13 protein-coding genes and 3 pseudogenes are annotated in these 17,292 nt (G+C 59.5%); 11 read left to right on the top strand and 5 right to left on the bottom strand.

Annotation, left to right across the window (positions count from 1 at the left end):
• Positions 1–50: 50 nt before the first annotated feature.
• The gene (locus tag JCM25414_RS17380; RefSeq protein WP_148300954.1) at positions 51–1,139 is read left to right on the top strand and encodes a sensor histidine kinase; all 1,089 of its coding nucleotides are present in this window, start codon (positions 51–53) and stop codon (positions 1,137–1,139) included.
• A gap of 38 nt (positions 1,140–1,177) precedes the next feature.
• On the opposite strand, the gene JCM25414_RS05270 is transcribed toward JCM25414_RS17380, so the two are convergent.
• Positions 1,178–1,549, bottom strand: a complete 372-nt coding sequence (locus JCM25414_RS05270; protein WP_025840957.1) for a DUF4870 family protein — start codon at positions 1,547–1,549, stop codon at positions 1,178–1,180.
• Positions 1,550–1,656: 107 nt separating this feature from the next.
• On the opposite strand from JCM25414_RS05270, the pseudogene pstS reads away from it, so the two are divergent.
• The 3 genes and pseudogenes from pstS to JCM25414_RS05255 all read left to right on the top strand — a co-directional run bounded on the left by pstS (position 1,657) and on the right by JCM25414_RS05255 (position 4,077).
• Positions 1,657–2,648, top strand: a pseudogene (gene pstS / locus JCM25414_RS17375) (phosphate ABC transporter substrate-binding protein PstS).
• A 171-nt stretch (positions 2,649–2,819) separates the two neighbouring features.
• A complete protein-coding gene (locus JCM25414_RS05260) occupies positions 2,820–3,287 on the top strand; it encodes a low molecular weight protein-tyrosine-phosphatase (protein ID WP_035442666.1) in 468 nt (155 codons plus the stop codon).
• Positions 3,253–4,077: a fructosamine kinase family protein gene (locus JCM25414_RS05255; protein ID WP_025840955.1), complete on the top strand. Its 825-nt coding sequence runs from the start codon at positions 3,253–3,255 to the stop codon at positions 4,075–4,077. The genes JCM25414_RS05260 and JCM25414_RS05255 overlap by 35 nt, the downstream gene beginning before the upstream one ends.
• Positions 4,078–4,138: 61 nt before the next feature.
• On the opposite strand, the gene JCM25414_RS05250 is transcribed toward JCM25414_RS05255, so the two are convergent.
• Positions 4,139–5,473: an FGGY family carbohydrate kinase gene (locus tag JCM25414_RS05250; protein ID WP_025840954.1), complete on the bottom strand. Its 1,335-nt coding sequence runs from the start codon at positions 5,471–5,473 to the stop codon at positions 4,139–4,141.
• A gap of 47 nt (positions 5,474–5,520) precedes the next feature.
• A complete protein-coding gene (locus tag JCM25414_RS05245) occupies positions 5,521–6,303 on the bottom strand; it encodes a class I fructose-bisphosphate aldolase (protein ID WP_025840953.1) in 783 nt (260 codons plus the stop codon).
• Between the two features lie 334 nt (positions 6,304–6,637).
• Here JCM25414_RS05245 and JCM25414_RS05240 point away from each other — a divergent pair, with 334 nt between their 5' ends.
• Complete coding sequence (locus JCM25414_RS05240; protein ID WP_025840952.1) at positions 6,638–7,648, top strand: alcohol dehydrogenase catalytic domain-containing protein; 1,011 nt, start codon at positions 6,638–6,640, stop codon at positions 7,646–7,648.
• Between the two features lie 92 nt (positions 7,649–7,740).
• Positions 7,741–8,502 (top strand): GntR family transcriptional regulator, encoded by a 762-nt coding sequence (locus JCM25414_RS05235; protein ID WP_025840951.1) that lies wholly within the window; start codon positions 7,741–7,743, stop codon positions 8,500–8,502.
• A 38-nt stretch (positions 8,503–8,540) separates the two neighbouring features.
• On the opposite strand, the gene JCM25414_RS05230 is transcribed toward JCM25414_RS05235, so the two are convergent.
• Positions 8,541–10,163, bottom strand: coding sequence for a dihydroxyacetone kinase subunit DhaK (locus JCM25414_RS05230; RefSeq protein ID WP_025840950.1), 1,623 nt, complete (start codon positions 10,161–10,163; stop codon positions 8,541–8,543).
• 328 nt (positions 10,164–10,491) lie between these two features.
• Here JCM25414_RS05230 and JCM25414_RS17370 point away from each other — a divergent pair.
• Positions 10,492–11,895: pseudogene (locus tag JCM25414_RS17370) on the top strand (amino acid permease).
• Between the two features lie 18 nt (positions 11,896–11,913).
• Here JCM25414_RS17370 and JCM25414_RS17365 read toward each other — a convergent pair.
• Positions 11,914–13,121 (bottom strand): annotated as a pseudogene (locus JCM25414_RS17365) (dicarboxylate/amino acid:cation symporter).
• A 361-nt stretch (positions 13,122–13,482) separates the two neighbouring features.
• Between JCM25414_RS17365 and JCM25414_RS05215 the strand changes: the two are divergent.
• The 4 genes from JCM25414_RS05215 (at position 13,483) to JCM25414_RS05195 (ending at position 17,264) form a co-directional block, all read left to right on the top strand.
• Positions 13,483–13,767: a hypothetical protein gene (locus JCM25414_RS05215; RefSeq protein WP_025840949.1), complete on the top strand. Its 285-nt coding sequence runs from the start codon at positions 13,483–13,485 to the stop codon at positions 13,765–13,767.
• Between the two features lie 733 nt (positions 13,768–14,500).
• Entirely contained in the window at positions 14,501–15,901 is a 1,401-nt protein-coding gene (locus JCM25414_RS05205; protein ID WP_025840948.1) for a BTAD domain-containing putative transcriptional regulator, read from the top strand.
• Positions 15,865–16,611, top strand: a complete 747-nt coding sequence (locus JCM25414_RS05200; protein ID WP_025840947.1) for a tetratricopeptide repeat protein — start codon at positions 15,865–15,867, stop codon at positions 16,609–16,611. The genes JCM25414_RS05205 and JCM25414_RS05200 overlap by 37 nt, the downstream gene beginning before the upstream one ends.
• A gap of 218 nt (positions 16,612–16,829) precedes the next feature.
• A complete protein-coding gene (locus tag JCM25414_RS05195; protein WP_229719769.1) occupies positions 16,830–17,264 on the top strand; it encodes a DUF3576 domain-containing protein in 435 nt (144 codons plus the stop codon).
• Positions 17,265–17,292: the final 28 nt, after the last annotated feature.

The following is a 17,292-nucleotide window of genomic DNA, read 5'->3' as shown; positions in this document are numbered from 1 at the left end:
TTTGCTCTCATCGCGCTTCTGGCGTTTTCGCTTCTGGGTTGGGGTTTTTCGTGGCGCGCCTGGCGGCGACAGCTGGTTCTGCCTCCCCCCACCGCCCTTACGCCCAAACCCACCCATGGCGAAGGGCCGAGGCTCCCGCCTTTTGCGATCTTCTGCCCATTCCGGCCGTGCTGCTCGATCAGGGCGGGCGTATCTACCATGCCAATCGGGTCGCGCATTCCACGTTCGGCGATGCGCTGGGTGCCGTGATCCGTCATCCGGCGGTGCAGTCGGTGCTGGCGACATTGACGCCTGAGACAGGCGTTGTCACCCGCGTTGAACTGGATGTGCCGGTACGGCGCATCGTGCAGGTGACCTTTCGCAAATGGTCCGAGCGTTTCGCCAGTGACATCGGCTGGGTCGATGGCGTGCTTGCCGTGCTCGAAGATTGTTCGGAATTCGAGGTGGTGGACCGTATGCGCGCCGATTTCGTGGCCTATGCGAGTCATGAGCTGCGCACACCGCTGGCGTCGCTGATCGGGTTTATCGAAACCCTTCAGGGGCCAGCTTCTGATGATCCGGCGGCACAGCAGCAGTTTTTGGCCGTCATGGCCGCTCAGGCCGCGCGTATGGAGCGTCTGATCGAACGTCTTCTCTACCTTTCACGCGTTCAGCGTCTGGAGCATATGCGCCCCAATGACATGGTGGCGGCGCAGGACATCATGGATCGTCTGCTCGAAGACAGTCAGATCCTGATACGCTCATCCTATGCACGCCTGATCCTTCTGCCTACCGATGAAGATCTGTTCTTTCCGGCTGATGAAGATCAGATCGTGCAGGTTCTGCTCAATCTGGTCGAAAACGCCCTCAAATATGCAGGGCCGGATATCGAGATCCGTGTCCGGATCGTTGCCGATAATGGCAAGGGGGTCGAGATCTCCGTTGCCGATAACGGGCGCGGCGTGGACAGCCAGCACGTGCCGCGCCTGACCGAACGCTTCTATCGCGTCGAAGGGCGTGTCACGGCCTCTCAGACCGGCACCGGGCTCGGTCTGGCGATCGTGAAGCACATCGTTGATCGCCATGGTGGGCGCCTGCGCATTGAAAGCGCCCCCGGCAAAGGCATGACCTGCCGTATCTGGCTGCCCAAGGCGAACTGAAATCCGTTCAGCTGCCGGGCACCAGAGCAGGGCGCTCGTCAGAACCAGCCGCGCGGGTTACGCATCGGCACTTCGTCGGTAAGCGCAATGATCGGGCGTATCACGCGGATCAGCCACCAGACGAAAAGCAGGCCGAACAGGATATAGCCGATGAAGACAAGGCAGAGGATGCCTGCGATTGCCGCGCCGCACAGACCCAACCAGAAAGTGCGGATTGCGTAGGTGAAGTGGCTTTCATAGATCGTCCCCTGTGCGTCACCGCGCTTGAGATAGGCCACGATCACACCGGGAATACTGGTGATGCCGAAGAAAAACGACGCGATGAACAGAATGTGCACGATCCAGGCCCAACGCCTCGCACGCTCGCTACGTTGAGAAGTGGACCAGGCTTGGGAAAAACCGGGTTGCATGGGGATTTCGATCCTTGTGCCGTGCTATGATAATGAAAGAGACGGGTCTTCCACGCTCACGTTATCCCGAGGAAGCCCGTTGTTGTTACAGAAAACTGATCGGTGACATGATTTCGTCTTCGCGCATTGTGACTTTGCTTGCTTTTGCAGCTCTCGTTTCCCCCAGTGCGGTGTACGCCCAGAGCGTCACAGGCGCCGGTTCGAGCTTTGCAGCCCCGCTTTATGAAAGCTGGGGCGTGCTGGCACGCGACAAGGGCGGAATCAGCGTCAATTACCAGAGCGTCGGGTCAGGCGCCGGGCTCAATCAGGTCGTGGCAGGCACGGTCGATTTCGGTGCTTCCGACAAGCCTGCAGGAAATTCTCTGCTGGCGGACCATCAGCTATATCAGTTTCCGACAGCCCTTGGCGCCATTGTGGTTATCGTCAATCTGCCCGAGCTCCCTGCGGGTGTGCTGCGTCTCGATGGTCCTACGCTTGCCGCGATTTATGATGGACGCATCAGCGAATGGGACGACAAGCGCATCAAGGCGCTGAATCCCGATCTGGCCCTGCCTGATATCGATGTGGCCCCGATCCATCGTGCCGACGCGTCAGGGACGAGTTACGTGTTTACGTCCTATCTTTCCCACGTCTCGCCGGAATGGCGTGTAAAGATTGGCGCAGGTACGTCGGTCGCCTGGACGGAAGGGGCGGGCGCACGCGGTAATGACGGGGTGGCAGCCAGTGTGCGTGAGACAATCGGCGGTATCGGCTATGTGGAGTACGCCTATGCGAGCCACAACCATATCCCCATGCGCGCCTGAAAAGCCATGACGGAGCCTATGTCGAGGCCAATCCGGCGAATTTTGCCGCGGCAGCAGCACAGGCTGACTGGCTGCATGCCCCTGGGCATGTGGTCGATCTGCTCGATGGGGCAGGGGAAAATGCCTGGCCGATCATGAGCGCGACCTATGCCATTGTGCCGAAAGTCTCACATCCCGAGGTGAAGCGCTTCTTCGAAATCGGTCTGCGCGATGGGGAAGAGGGCGCCAGACAGCTTGATTACATCACTTTGCCTGCTTCGGTGCGCGACAATATTCTGGATGGCTGGCCGCGCTGAGCACACCGGACTCCCGGAGAGCGAAAAGTTCCTGATGTCGACAGTAGCAAAGTCTTGATAAGGCGCGCCATTCTCAACGGCGCTGGGCGGTCTATTCTGTATCGATCCTTTAATGGCCAGTCTGTCAGCCTGGCCAAGGGCTATGAATAGTGACTGCGCGGGAATTTCCCTATGCCTCTGCCTTCTTTTCTCTTTGTCTGCACAGGCAATATCTGCCGCTCCCCGCTTGCTGAGGCTGCCATGCGCGCCGAAGCGGCCAAACGCGGTCTGACTCTGGATATCGATTCTGCTGCGACCGGCGTGTGGCACGTGGGTGAGGCGCCGGATATCCGCGCCCGCCGTGTGGCCAAACGTCATGGTCTCGATATCGAAACTTACGTCGCAAGGCAGGTTCAGGAAGGTGATTTCGCCCGTTTCGATCACATCATCGCGCTTGATTCCGGCCATTTGCGGGCGTTGCGTCGTCTGGCTCCCAAAATCGACCAGGAACGCATCCGTCTTCTGCTTGACTATGTGCCCGAACGGCGCGGCGAGGAAATTTCCGACCCGTTTTATGGCAAGGATATCGATTTCGAGACGGCCTGGCAGGAAATCGCGCTTGGCTGTGCCAGTCTGGCCAGCTTCACGCTCGATTCCTGATGCCTACACGGCTCGAGAGCGCGGCGCTTCTCATTGGGGAGGCATTCAGCTTCGACGCTGCGCCAATGGGGGGGGCGACCTCTCTGAAATCTGGCATCTTCGGTTTGAGTCGGGCCGCGAGGCTGTCGTCAAGCTTGGCGGTCAGGCGGCGGCAGAGGCCACCATGCTGCGTGCCATTGGCAGGACCGGTGCGCCAGTGCCGGAGATACTCGCCGCGCAGCGAGATCTGCTCGTCCTGTCTTTCATGCCGGCGGTCCGGCTGTCCGAAGCTGGATGGGCGGCTTTGGGCAGGACGCTCTCGACCCTGCACGGAGCAAGTCAACCGCCCCGTTATGGCTGGGCGGAAGATTACGTTTTCAGACCCATGCCGATTACCAATGGCTGGGCGTCTGACTGGCGTTATTTCTGGCGCGACTACCGTCTCACCCCCTGTCTCCCGTTCATGCCCAGAGAGATCGCGGCAAGGGTAAGTCACGTGGCGACAACGCTGGAGCGTTTTCTTCCCCAGACGCCGCGCCCCTGCCTGCTTCATGGTGACCTCTGGGGTGGTAATTTCATTCTGACCCGAGCCGAGCGTGATGAGACCAGAGCTGTACTGATCGATCCGGCATCTTTCATCGGGGATGCAAGCGCCGATTTTGCCATGCTGACGCTGTTCTCCTCGCCGCCCGAAATCTTCTGGCGCAGCTACGGGCCCCTGCCCGAAGGCTATGAACGATCAATCGATGTCTATCGTCTGTGGCCCGCCCTCGTGCATTATCGGCTTTTCGGACACGCCTATCTCGCATGATAGAGAGCCTTCTCGACCGGCTGGAGGTCTGAGAGAACTCAACCGGACGAGGGCACCCTGCCTATAGCTGGTCGCGTGCGTCGCACGGCATGAGGAGTTCCCGCGCGCTGGGTGACCAGCCGATCGCCCGTGCGGCCAGAAGGGCAGCGCTGGCAGCGGTCAATTCGGGCTCCCTGACAATATGGAAAGCCTGCGTCGAAAGCCGGGTTTTGAGAGCGACCCAGCCAGGAGCCCGGGCCCAGCCGCCCGCCATGAAGGCTTGCGCGCCGTCATGGCCGAGCCTTGAGAAGTGCGAGACCGCCTCATTGCCAGCACGCGCCAATGCCCCGACGATCGCAGAGGCGCGTGAGAGCGGTTTATCGGGCACGGGTTCCCGGAAGCAGGGTTCACCCCCACCATGAGACCCGCGCTCGAAACAATCGCTTTCGAGATATGAATCCGGGGCTTCTGCACCTGAAAAAAGCCTCTCGATAAAAGAGGCTGTTTCCGGTTCCTGCCGTGCCCAGGCAAGATTGCGGGCGAGTTCTTCAACGCAGAGAAGTGTCGCGCCCCGGGAGCGAATGCCAGGGGCGACATCGAATGCGTTATGCCCGCCAGTCGGAAAATCTGCGCTCTGGGTGACGATTACCTCAGCCGTGCCCATCGAATCGAGGATGGCGCACGGCGCGATCTGGGCAATGCCCCAGCCGCCGATCGGGTGATCATGACCGCCTGCTACGACCACGGCATTATCGGTGAAAACTTCTCTGGCAATGGCTGTCTTGCCTCTTACGGGCCCGACAATGTCGCCTGTGCGCCTGATTGGCGGCAGGAGCGCGAGCGTGCCGAGCGTGGCCTCGACCCGCTCATGGCACCAGCGTTGCTCTTTGGGCAGAAAGGCCGCGCTGCGAGCCGCCAGCGTGTCGCTGATGAAGAGTCGGCCACTCCAGAACGACGCCACATAATCGGTCAGTGCCAGCCAGGAGTGGGCCTGTTCATGGCCCTGCTGCCTGACGGCCCAGTACCAGCCGGTCATCGTTCGAAAGGCATCCGTTGCGATGCCCGATGCCGGGCAGGGCGGTAGCGTAGCCGCAAACAGATCGAATAATTCCCTTCTTCTCGGGTCGAACCATGCCAGGGCGGGTGTCAGGGGGACAAGACTGCGATCGACCAGCATGCCGTCTTCGCCGATGCCTGCGACGGCGATTGTCGCAATGCGATAGCGGGTACCGCAAAGATCGCGCAGAAGAGTTTCTGCCTGGTCGAGCAATCGGCGCGCGTCGATCATCAGATCATGCTCGCGTCTCGGTGTGGGCAGGGAGGTGCGGCCGATGACCCGGCCGTCCCGCGTGATGGCCAGGGCCTTCATATTGGTGCTGCCGATATCGAGACCGGCAGCAACATCTTCGAATCCCATCACGAATTCCCTGCCTCTGGAGTTGAGGTTACGCTAGAGCCGGTGCGTCAGTCTGCAAAGCGGACTGACTTTGCAAGATCGTTGATCTGACCCAGCAGGGAGATCGCGACGTTGTGCTCACGCTGCCAGATATTGCGGCCCACAATCACGCCGCGCGCTCCGGCACGCAGGGTCTGTGCGATGGCGTCGAGCGTATCGGCAGGGTTGCCTGCAAGCGGGCCTCCAGCGATTACGAGAGGTACCTGCAACTCCTCAACCAGTCGCTTGGTGCGCGCTTCGCCGGGGAAGGCGATCTTGATGACATGGGCACCGAGATCATAGGCGATCCGGGCGATTTTTTCCTCTTCGACAATCACCTCTTCGGAGCGCGGCGCACCGATCAGAACCGGCTCTAGCACCAGGGGAATGTCCCAGCGGTCGCACGCCGAAATGACTTTGCCGGCTCGATGGCAAAGAGCGACGCGTTCGCGATTCGACATGTTCCACGGGAAGAGCATTTTCACGGCATCCACGCCCATGCGCACAGCATCTTCGATGGAGGTGATGAGGTCATGCGACCCTCCCCCGTCGAGCTGGCGATAGTCGTAATAGGTATCGATCGTCAGAACGCGGGTGAGTTCGGGATGCTGGGCAAAGAAACTCTCGGTCTGCCGGACCTGGCCTGGTGTGAGCATGAATCCCGTGACGCCATGTCCCGCCCAGCGCGGAAAGGGGGCAGACGGGGTTTCCAGACCGTCGATACGATCGAAGATCAGACCGTGATCGACGGGCATGATGATGGCAGCGCGATGGCTCGGCAGGGTGCGGCGCAGGCGATAGGTCATGGACATGAGAGGTTCCTTCCTCGCTGGGGCAATGAGGGGGTCAAAAATTGCCTTGCAGGCGGTAAGATTTGTACGGTTTGTACGGACAATATTCAGGCGCTTTTCGGGACGAACCGTCAATTCCGGGCAGGTGAAAAAGCAAGGGAGAAAAGATTTCTCAAAAAGGAAAATGGTCACAAACTACTGAAGAAAAACAATATAAATTAAAACTACGCATTCGATCACAAACTGATTATCGACCATACTGTCCGTACAGTATGGTTCGAATCGCATGATTTGCTATGCATGACCCTTACCCGAGGACAATGAGTCTCGGGCTATTCTTGCGAGGAACCGAGCCATGCATGCGTTGGAATTCGATGGACAGGGCGGAATGACCCTTGTGCGGCGTGAGAGGCCTTCTCCCGGTATGGGAGAGCTTCTTGTTGCTCCCGCTCTGGTAGGCATCTGTGGGACGGATCTGCACCTTCTGGACGGCGATTACCCGCTCGGACGTTTTCCTCGCGTTGCAGGACATGAATTCTCGGGGCGCGTTGTCGCTGTCGGTGAGGGGGTGACGCGCTTTGCGCCAGGTGATCGGGCCTGTGTCGATCCGAATATCACCTGCGGTCATTGCGACAGATGCGCATCGGGTGCGGTAAATCTCTGTCGCGCGCTGGTGCCGGTCGGGGTTTCGATCGATGGCGCTTTTGCCGAATTTGTGGTTGTCCCGGAAAAGATTGCCTACCATCTGCCCGCCGAGCTGGATGCGCAGGCAGGTGCTCTGATCGAGCCTCTGGCCTGTGTTCTGCACGGTTTTGAGAGGGCCCCCCTGCCTGAAGGCGCTGCCGTCCTGGTTTATGGCGCAGGCAGTATCGGTCTGCTGGCCATTGCGCTTGCCTTGCATGAAGGCGCAGCAAGGGTCGACATCATCGAGCCGAGCCCGGTTCGGAGAAAAGCAGCCCTCGAATTCGGTGCGCATGCCGCTTTCGCGCCCGGGGAGAGAGCGGTCTGCCGCGATGTGGATTACGTCATCGAAGCAAGTGGCAATCGTTCAGCTGTCGCAGATTCCTTGTCTCATCTCGCGCCGCGCGGCGTGCTGCTTCAGATGGGCGTCTGCCCGCCAGACGCGTCAATTCCTCTCGCCCCGTTCGATCTGTTTGATCGCGAGCTTACACTCGTCGGCTCGCAATCCCTGAGCGGGGCCTATGCCAGGGCGATCGATGTCATGGGTCAACTGGCCGACCTTCCCGCAAAGCTTGTGAGCCATGTTTATGATCTGCAATACGCCAGGGAAGCGTTCACCATGGCCCGCTCCGAGAACGCGCGGAAAATCCTGATCCGCTGTAACGATGGCGCAGAACAGGACTGAATTTCGGGAAGAGGGAAGATTTTCCAATCCCGGCTCTATGTCCTAACAAGGATAGAGGCGTTTCGGGACGAGGCAGAGAAGGCGGTATGACTATGGCTGCGGACGAATTTTGTATCGATCGGCTCTCGACCACGCCGTATTATCTGCAACTCTCCAATCATATCGAGGCGATGATTGAGGCCGGGAAGCTTCTTCCCGGTAATCGTTTGCCAAGCGAAAGTGATTTTTGCACGCGTTATGAATTGTCGCGTGCCACGGTGAGGCAGTGCCTGCAAACTCTTGAAACGCGAGGTGTGGTTCAGCGAATATCCGGGCGCGGTGCGTTCGTGTCGACAAGAGAGGCGGCTCAGGGCTGGATGATCCAGGGAGAAAAAGGCTTCCTGGAGACAGCTTTGGGACATGGGCGTCATGATGTGACGACGTCGGTGACGGGCGCGCAGACGCGTGTGCTGCCCGATTATGTCTGCAGGGCACTCGGCCTTGATGAGGGCAGTGAGGGTTTCGGATTATCGCGGCTCAGGGCGCTGGGCGGCGTGAATGCGCTCTACAGCGTGAATTACAGCCCGCCTCTTCTGATCCCAGTTCTCGAAGCCGGAGCGGCCGTCCTCGAAGGACGCGCCTCTCTCACCGCCTTACTGGCTGAAGAAGGCTATATTCTGCAGGGGGCGCATCGTTCGATCGTGGCCATTGCTGCCACGAGAGACATTGCGTCCCGGCTCGATATCCGGACAGGAGCCCCGATCCTGCGGGTCCGGTCGGTATCTTGGCGTCGGGACGCGTTGCGCTATGATTTTTATGAGGCCTGGGTGCGCAGCGATCTCATTCCACTTGAGGTAGATGTCAGCGCCGTCTGATCGCGCTTCCCCGTCATGACGACGGGGAAGCCGGTTTTTCAGAGGCTCTTCGCCAGACTTTCGAAAAGCACTGCAATGGCTTCGGCGCCCGGATCGGGAATATCGGCCAGCTGTTCTGCCGGGATATACGAGGCACGTCCGGCGCGTGCTTTCATGCTGCGTGTGGCGTCGGCGCCAGCGCGCGCGGCCGCAGCGGCTGCGGCCAGAGACTGTCCGGCATTGAGTGACCCGATGGCGGGGAGCAGCGCGTCGAGCATGGTGCGGTCACCCGCATGAGCTCCTCCATAAGCCTGCATCTGTGCGGCGCCTTTCTGAAGACCTTCGCGCCAGTTTTCGTCATGTCCTGCGGTTGTTGTGAGGATGGAGAGCAGAACGCCGCTCGATCCACCGCTGTGACGGGCCAGCAGGCGGCCGATCGTGGCCAGCAGCTTTTGCGGCGAACCGAGAGGCAGTGAGTCAAGCGCCTTGAGAAGTTGTCGGCCCGATTCTGCAAAAGTCGATCCGGCGTCGCCATCGCCGCATTTGGCGTCGAGGGCGTTCAGTCGCGCCTCATTGGCCAGAAGCGCTTCGGCACCTGTGGTGATCAGCTTGCGCAACACGGCATTGTCGGAGGGAGCATCGACGAAAGTCTCAGGCAAAGCGGGGCAGGGCAGGGTCGCGACAGGGGCGAAATGCGCCACTCCCGGCCAGGAGCGCGGTCCGGCTTCGGCAGAAAGGGCTGCGATGAACGCCGGATCGGCGGGCAGGGCGGTGAGCGAAAATCCGTTCATGTCGAGCGCCGTCATGAGTGGCGCGGGACCGATGATCCATTCCGTGCGGGCTGCAAGCGTCGTGCGCGAGAACCCGTCGAGCAGCGCAAAGGCTTCAAGAGGTGGCACGCTGCCCAGCATGTTGAGCAGGACGATCAGTTTGCCTTCACGCGGCAGGGCTGCTTCGAGCTTTTCCGCCGTGCGCGCCACGAGCGTGTCCAGCCCCGCCATGGGGATGCGCTCGACACCGGCTTCACCATGAATGCCTAGCCCCAGTTCGGCCTCGTTCTCGCCAAGGCGTGGCTTCTGGTCGGGGGTGAAGACATTGCAGTCGCTCAGCGCCAGACCGATTGAACTGAGCGAGCTAGCCACCTTGCGCGCCAGAGCTGCGACTTCTGTCAGAGACTGACCTGCTTCAGCGGCGGCGCCCGCAATCTTGTGGACAAGCACCGTGCCTGCGATGCCGCGCGCCTTGTCGGTGCGGCCAAGAGCGATATCATCGCCAATGATCACCAGCTCCACATTCAGACCCAGTGCCTTGGCCTGCTCGGCGGCAATGCCGAAATTGAGGCGGTCGCCGGTGTAGTTCTTGACGATCAGAAGGCAGCCCGCCTGGCCGGTAACGGCCCTGATGGCAGCAAGAATGGCGTCGACACCCGGAGAGGCGAAAAGCTGACCGCAGATCGCGCCCGTGAGCATGCCTTTCCCGACGAATCCCGCATGGGCCGGCTCATGGCCGGAGCCACCGCCGGACAGCACGGCGACACGCTCTTTCTGCCAGTCTTTCCGCAGGACGACATGAATGTCCTCCGCGCCTTCCAACCGGCAGAGAGCGGCACCGTAGGAGGAGCGCAGCAAGCCCTCCAGCCCTTCTTTCACAATGGTCTCGCGCGTGTTGAAAAACCGCTTCATGCTTCGTCTCCGCGTCAGTTCTCGGGCTTTTTGCGCCCCGTGTGTCGCTCAGGGCGGTCAGACTAGGAGGGGAAACGGTTCAGGAATATGACATATCGATGTGATGAAAGACACATTGATGTGACATCATCGACCGATGCGATCCTCCTGAAAAGCCGCGGTTCGAAGCACTTCCGGGCCGGGTCGTGACTTGACAGAGCGGTCATCGTGATCTCGATTTCCTCATCGCCAGCTTCGGCCTGTCGTTCATGTAAACGATTGGCAGAGGTCGAGGATTTCGTTACGATTACACAAGAAAATTCGTCAACCGGGTCAGGATTACAAAGTTTTGGACATTCCATCCAAGTCGCATCACCATCCGCCGCCACAAGTGGATGAGGGCTATCACAAGGATCTGGGTCGCCGTCAGGTCCAGATGATCGCTATCGGTGGCGCCATCGGCACCGGCCTCTTTCTTGGGGCAGGCTCCCGTCTGCAACAGGCAGGACCGTCTCTTGCCATCGATTATCTGGTCTGCGGTCTCTTCTGCTTCCTCATCCTGCGAGCCCTTGGCGAACTGGTGATGTATCGCCCGAGTGCGGGCAGCTTCGTCTCCTATGCCCGTGAGTTTCTGGGTGAGAAGGCGGCCTATGCAGCCGGATGGCTGTCCTTCCTGAACTGGGCCATGACCGGTATTGTCGATATCACGGCGGTCGCGCTCTACATGCATTTCTGGGGCACATTCGATCATGTGCCGCAATGGGTGTTTGCCCTGGTTGCGCTCGGCATCGTCGGCACAATGAACATGATCGGCGTGCGTTATTTCGGCGAACTGGAGTTCTGGTTTTCGCTCATCAAGGTGATTGCGCTCGCGCTTTTCCTGATTTTTGGCTGTGTTGTGCTGGGTCTGAAAATGCCGGTCGGCGGCGCAGTGCCCGGTTTCCATCTGATTTCTGAAAATGGCGGTATCTTCCCGCATGGCATCATGCCCGCGCTGTTCCTCATGCAGGGTGTGGTCTTTGCCTATTCGGCCATCGAGCTTGTCGGTACGGCAGCGGGTGAATGTGCCAATCCGCGCGAGATCATTCCCCGCGCCATCAACAGCGTGATCTGGCGCATTGGCCTGTTTTATGTCGGCTCGGTCATCCTGCTGGTCTGCCTTCTGCCTTGGACCGCCTATCACAAGGGTGTCAGCCGTTTGTGACCTTCTTTCAGGCGCTCGGTGTGCCGCATGTCGATACGGTCATGAATATCGTGGTGCTGACGGCAGCGCTGTCGAGCCTCAATTCGGGTCTCTATTCGACAGGTCGTGTCCTGCGCGCACTGGCACTCGGTGGGTCTGCGCCGCGTGCGCTTGCCAGGATGAATCGCCAGTCAGTGCCTTACGTCGGTATTCTGACCACTGTGGTTGTTTACCTCGTTGGCGTCGGGCTGAATTATCTCATTCCGGCACGCGTCTTCGAGATCGTGCTGAACGTGGCGGCGCTGGGCATTATCAGCACCTGGAGCTTCATCCTGATCTGCCAGATACGCATGCGCAAGCTGGTCAATAGCGGTGAGATCGAGAGCGCAGGCTTCCGTATGCCGGGTGCCCCCTATACTGCCTGGCTCACCCTTGGTTTCTGGGTTTCGTGGTGGTGATGATGGCGCTCGACTATCCCGAGGCACTTATACGGTCATCGCCATACCGTTCATCGGTGTGCTTCTTGCTCTTGGCTGGGGCCTGATCCTCATGAGCCGTCGCAGGGCCTGACCCTGCGACCTGCCTCGCTCAGCTCTCGACGGGCTGGGCGGGCTCTCCGGGGAACTGGCCTTCCCATTTGGCAACCACGGCGGTCGCCAGAGAATTGCCGACGACATTCGTGGCAGAACGGCCCATATCGAGAAATGTATCGATGCCAAGAATGAGCAATACGCCTTCTTCCGGCAGTTTGAACTGGCTGAGTGTTGCGGCAATCACCACCAGGGAGGCGCGCGGAATGCCCGCTACCCCTTTGCTCGTCAGCATCAGCGTCAGCAGCATGATGATCTGCGTGCTCCATGGCAGGCTGATATCATAGGCCTGGGCAATGAAGATGCTTGCGAAGGTGCAGTACATCATCGTGCCATCCAGATTGAACGAATAGCCGAGCGGCAGCACGAAAGACGAAATCCGGCGCGAGATCGGAAAGCGAGAAAGCTGATCGAGCATCAGCGGATAGGCTGCTTCTGAACTCGCAGTCGAGAAGGCGAGCAGAAAAGGTTCGCGCATCAGCGAGATAAGGCGACGCGCCGGGCGCCCGAGAATCACGAAGGCTGCCGCGATCAGCGCGCACCAGAGCAGGAACAGGGCAATATAGAATTCACCCATGAACTTGCCGTAATTGATCAGAACGCTAAGTCCGTTGGTCGTGATGGTGGCGGCCATGGCGCAGAACACCGCCACGGGCGCGAGCATCATGACGTAGCTCGTCACTTTCAGAATGATCTGCGACAGGCTCTCGGTCCATTCCATTACAACGCGGGCCTTTTCGGGCATCGAGGCGCAGGCGACGCCGAAAAATACCGAAAACACCACAATCTGAAGGATCTCGTTATCGGTCATGGCGCGAAACACCGAGTCCGGCACGATATGCTTGACGAAGCTGTCGAGCGACATGCCAGCAGTTGCGACGGGTGAGGTCGCAACGCCCTGAAGGCGATGCATGCCGACGCCTGGGCCGAAGAGATTGACCAGCACCATGCCGAGCGTCAACGAGAAGAGCGAGGCTGCCACGAACCAGATCATCGCCTTTGCACCGACGCGGCCCACCGAGCAGCGTCGGACATATGGCCGATCCCTACCACGAGCGTCGAGAACACGAGTGGGGCGATGATCATCTTGATGAGGCGAAGAAAGATGGTCGAACCGATCGAGACGTAATGAGCGAAATGCTGCTGCTGTATCGTGTCGGAGATGAGCGCATGGGCCGTACCACCTACGCCAATGCCGAGCAGCATTGCGATGACGATGATCGTGGTCATACTCATGCGCTTCATGATGTCGGTTCTTCCTTCCTGTAGATGGATCGGCCCTGGAAGTGGCTCAGGCCCGAAGAGCGACAGTCGCTGGTATTGCAGCCCAGGCATCGTCGCGGTGTTTGACGGTCATGCCTATCCAATCAAGGGAGACGTCCCGACGAGATGATGCTCTAGGCCATTATCTCGTCCCATATCAAATGACGGAACCGGAACGGGTCGAAACTGTCATGTCGTTTGGGGGCCTCGTGACAAAATAGCGCGTTGTGGGGGGCACCGATCTCGGTCATATGAAAAGGGTGGAACAAGGCGCGTCGCCCTGGCCGCGACGGAGGAATACAGCATGGTCCAGAATGCGATCTCGGTGGTGGTGGGCCTCATACTTGGTCTTTTTACCCTGATTGTCTCCGTGATTGCCGTAATCGAAGAGGCTGCCAGAAAAGCACTCGTCGCACTGGGCATTCCTCATCAGGTACAGACGGCGCTTCTTGCCCTTCTGTTGCTCCTTCTCGTCGTCGTCTCTTTCCGCCTGTTCGGGCGTCTCTTTGGAGTGCTCATCGCAATTGTGCTCTTTGCCCTGCTGCTTCACGCTCTCTTCGCGCCGGATATGACAGCGATCGCTATCTGACCGAAAAACCGCGCCGTGGGGGCGGGCGCCCCGGCGCTCGGTATGGGTCGTGATGGTGATCTCGGGAAAGATGGTGTCCGCGGCGGGATTCGAACCCACGGCCCCAGGATTCATCCCACTTCGACTTTCGCCGCCGACGAGGTGAGCTGATCGCCCGACACGCCGTTCGTGGTCTGGACTGTCTCTTCACCATGGTCTGGCATGCCAGACGACAGGTGCTGCCCGTACAGTCTCTACACCTTCACCGCTCTTTTCAGAGAAGCGCTTGGCTCGGGATTGGCACGGCATATTGCCAGAGCGTTCCCCGAATTTGAGCAGATCCACCATGGCGTTTCCGACCATGGCGCCCAATTTTAGGAATCCTGTGCTCTATCCTGCTGAGCTACGCGGACCATCACTCCCATCCTAGGGCGCCGGCGCCTGGCAAGCAAGCCGTACGCTTTCAAATTTTTCTGTTCCCTGTCATCGGTTGCAATACTGACAAGTCAAACTAAGATTGTTGCTTGTAGTAAGTCTCCTCCCCGACGGATATGGGGCATGTAGAGATGTTCTTTTTTGGTCGGATGCAAGATTTACTGCGTCCTGTTCCCCAAGGGGCCATTGTCGACAAGCACGGTCTCGGCATTAGCGTCTTCCCTTCAACTGCGCGGGTTGTTGAAGTGAGGAATACGTTTCGTAAAAAAACCGAGATAGGAATGTGATATAAGGCTTTGAGAAGTGAAAGCGTGAAGTAATGTTCGATCTGGCCCTCCGTGGTGTTGCAAAAACCGATTCTACCCTACTGCGCCTGCGCCTGATTGGTCGCATGGAAGCAACGACGCTTACTGGAGAGAGCGTGCTTCCTGTTGGTGGGAAGACAAAAGGTCTGCTCGCCATACTTGCGCTGTCGGATCGTAAACCCGTTGCCCGATCTCATCTGGCTGAACTGCTCTGGAGCCGCCGCCCTGACGATCTGGCGCGGGCGTCGCTGCGTCAGGAGATTCATCGTCTTCTCGATGCCCTGAGTCCGCTAGGCGTCGATGTGATCGACGTTCAGCGTCACACCCTTGCGCTCAAGCCTGCCCTTACCTCGGTGGATGTCGAGCGAATCCTCAATGGCGGTAAGTCGATCCTGCGTGAATTGCCGCCGCCAAGTGAAGTGCTGCTCGGTGAACTGAACGGAATCGACCCCGCTTTCAACGAATGGATCGAGGGGCAGCGCACGCGCCTGAACCGCCATATCTATCAGCTTTTCGAGAGTGCGCTGCGTACACAGGTCGACCCTGACGCCATTCTCGAGACTGCTGATCATCTGCTTTTGCGTGATGGTCTGAACGAAGCTGCGTGGCGTGCGCGTATCCAGGCCTGGGTGACCAAGGGCGAATACGCTCAGGCTGCGGCGCTCGGAGACCAAGTCGTACAGTTGTTCCAGGACCAGCTCGGCACGGTTCCAGGCCCGGCGACAATGGGACTCGTTCGTGGGTTGCAGGAGCGAATCGCGTTCGATTCCTATGCGAAGTCGCATCACGGTGCATCTTCCGAGGCTGATCCGGCTCTGGTGCATGCCGACAGGCATGTCGAAAGCTCGGGTCTTTTCGCATCGGCAGGAGGCGAGGGGTCATTCCTATCGGCCGGGCCGCCATCACGTACGTTGGGCTCGATCGCCGTTGCGCCGCTCAAGGCTACCGGGGGAGACCATGCCGACGCTCTCGCAGCCGAACTGACGGAACGCCTAGAAGTAAAGCTGGTCGGGCTCCAGACGTTCACGGTCGTGCCGTTTCCTGAAACACCGCAGGGCGATACCGGACCGCTATTGGGCAACACCCATAACCCGGGTACGGATTATGTCATTTCAGGGCTCGTGCGCTCGAATTGCCCCCATGACGAGGCGTCTGAGGGTTATGTCATCATCAGATTGCTGAGCCTGCGTCAGGAAGGCAGTGTTGTCTGGGCGGATCGTTTCGAGCTGCCCAAGGATACGCGCGCCCAGCGTGCGCTGCTGTTCTACGTCATGAAGTCGTTGCAATGGTCGCTGTTTCTCTCCGAGGGGCAGCGCATGATGTCGCGTCCGATTGCGGAGCTCTCGGCGTTCCAGATGGCGATCAGGCGCTCACCCTCTTGCTGCGCTGCGATGTCACATTGTCGGCCGAGTTGAGCGAACTGGTCGAGCGTGCCTATCAATCCGATCAGGAATCGGTCTTCGTGCTTTATGTGCGGTCGCTGATCCGTTTTTTCCTTTATCAGGACAACTGGTCCGGCACGCCGTCGGAAGAGATGGAAGAGATCGCGTCTGCCGCCGGATATGTGGCAATCCAGCTCAGGGCAAACCCGCTGGGTGTCTGGCTTTCCATGCTCACCCGCACCTTCACGCCGGGGCAGCTCGACGAGGCCAAGGCCCTGACGGCGGAATATACGGGTGCATCCGGTGTCTTCCCTGCAATTGCGATCTCACCGTCCATCCACGCGCTTAAGGCCATCCAGGCGCTGTTGTCAGAAAACAAGGCGAGCGCGCTTGACGAAATCCAGCAGTTCCGGGCGTTGCGGGCTTCTCAGCCACTCGCGGTGCTTTCGGAGCCCTTCAGCATTTTCGTGCTTGAAGTGTCCGGCAATGCTGAAGAAGCGCGTCAGGCGGGGGCGGCTTTCGTCAGCCTCTATCCAAGAAGTGCTGCCGGCGTGCTCTATTATCTTGTCGCGCTCGCCGCTCAGGGCGTGAGTGAAGAAGCCGAGCGCGTGAAGCGTCATCTGTTGCGTCTGGTGCCGGATGTGAGCATTGCGGGGGTTCTCTCTCGTCATGCCTATCTGCCTGACACCATGCAGACATGGCTGCGAGAGATGCTCGAACGCGTCGGTATCCCCGCAGGATAAACCTGTTGCCCCGCTTGGCGTGGCCGGGCGGGCGCGATATGAACTGTTTTCAGCGCCGGACGCGGCTATCGCGATCGGGGATTTCGACACGCGGCCAGTGCCAGTCTAATAGGGACATCATGACTCCTCGTTTGCAGCCGATTGCCCCTCTCAATGCCCCTGTGAGGGCGACCCTCTCTTTGGGACGGTTCCTGCCCGTTCTGCCGCTCTGCGCCCTAATGGCGCTGAGCGCCTGTGGCGGCGGGCGCGACCCGGACAGCCTTACCCAGCCCCGCAACCATCTTCTTGGTGTCGACCGCGGCGCGACGGGCGGTGATGACGAGCTCAAGGGCGGTGTCAACGCCTATCTGTGGCGCGGTGCGATCGATACCCTGTCGTTCATGCCTTTTGCTTCGGCCGATGCAAATGGTGGCGTGATTCTGACGGACTGGTATCAGCCGCCTGCGAGCACCAATGAGCGTTTCAAGATTGCGGCCTATATTCTCGACCGCCGTCTGCGCTCCGATGCGCTGCGCGTCTCGGTTTTCCGTCAGGAAAAGCAGGGCACGGAATGGGTCGATACCCCTGTGGCGCCCAATACGACGTCTGACATCACCACCCGCATTCTCGCCCGCGCTCGCCAGCTTCGCGCCGATAACGGTAACCGGGATTAATTCCCGGCCTCTCGACGTAAACGCGACC

Source organism: Asaia platycodi JCM 25414 (genome assembly GCF_000614545.1).
Lineage (GTDB): Bacteria > Pseudomonadota > Alphaproteobacteria > Acetobacterales > Acetobacteraceae > Asaia > Asaia platycodi.
The sequence above is the reverse complement of the archived record's forward strand: the minus strand, read 5'-3'. Positions and strand labels throughout refer to the sequence as shown.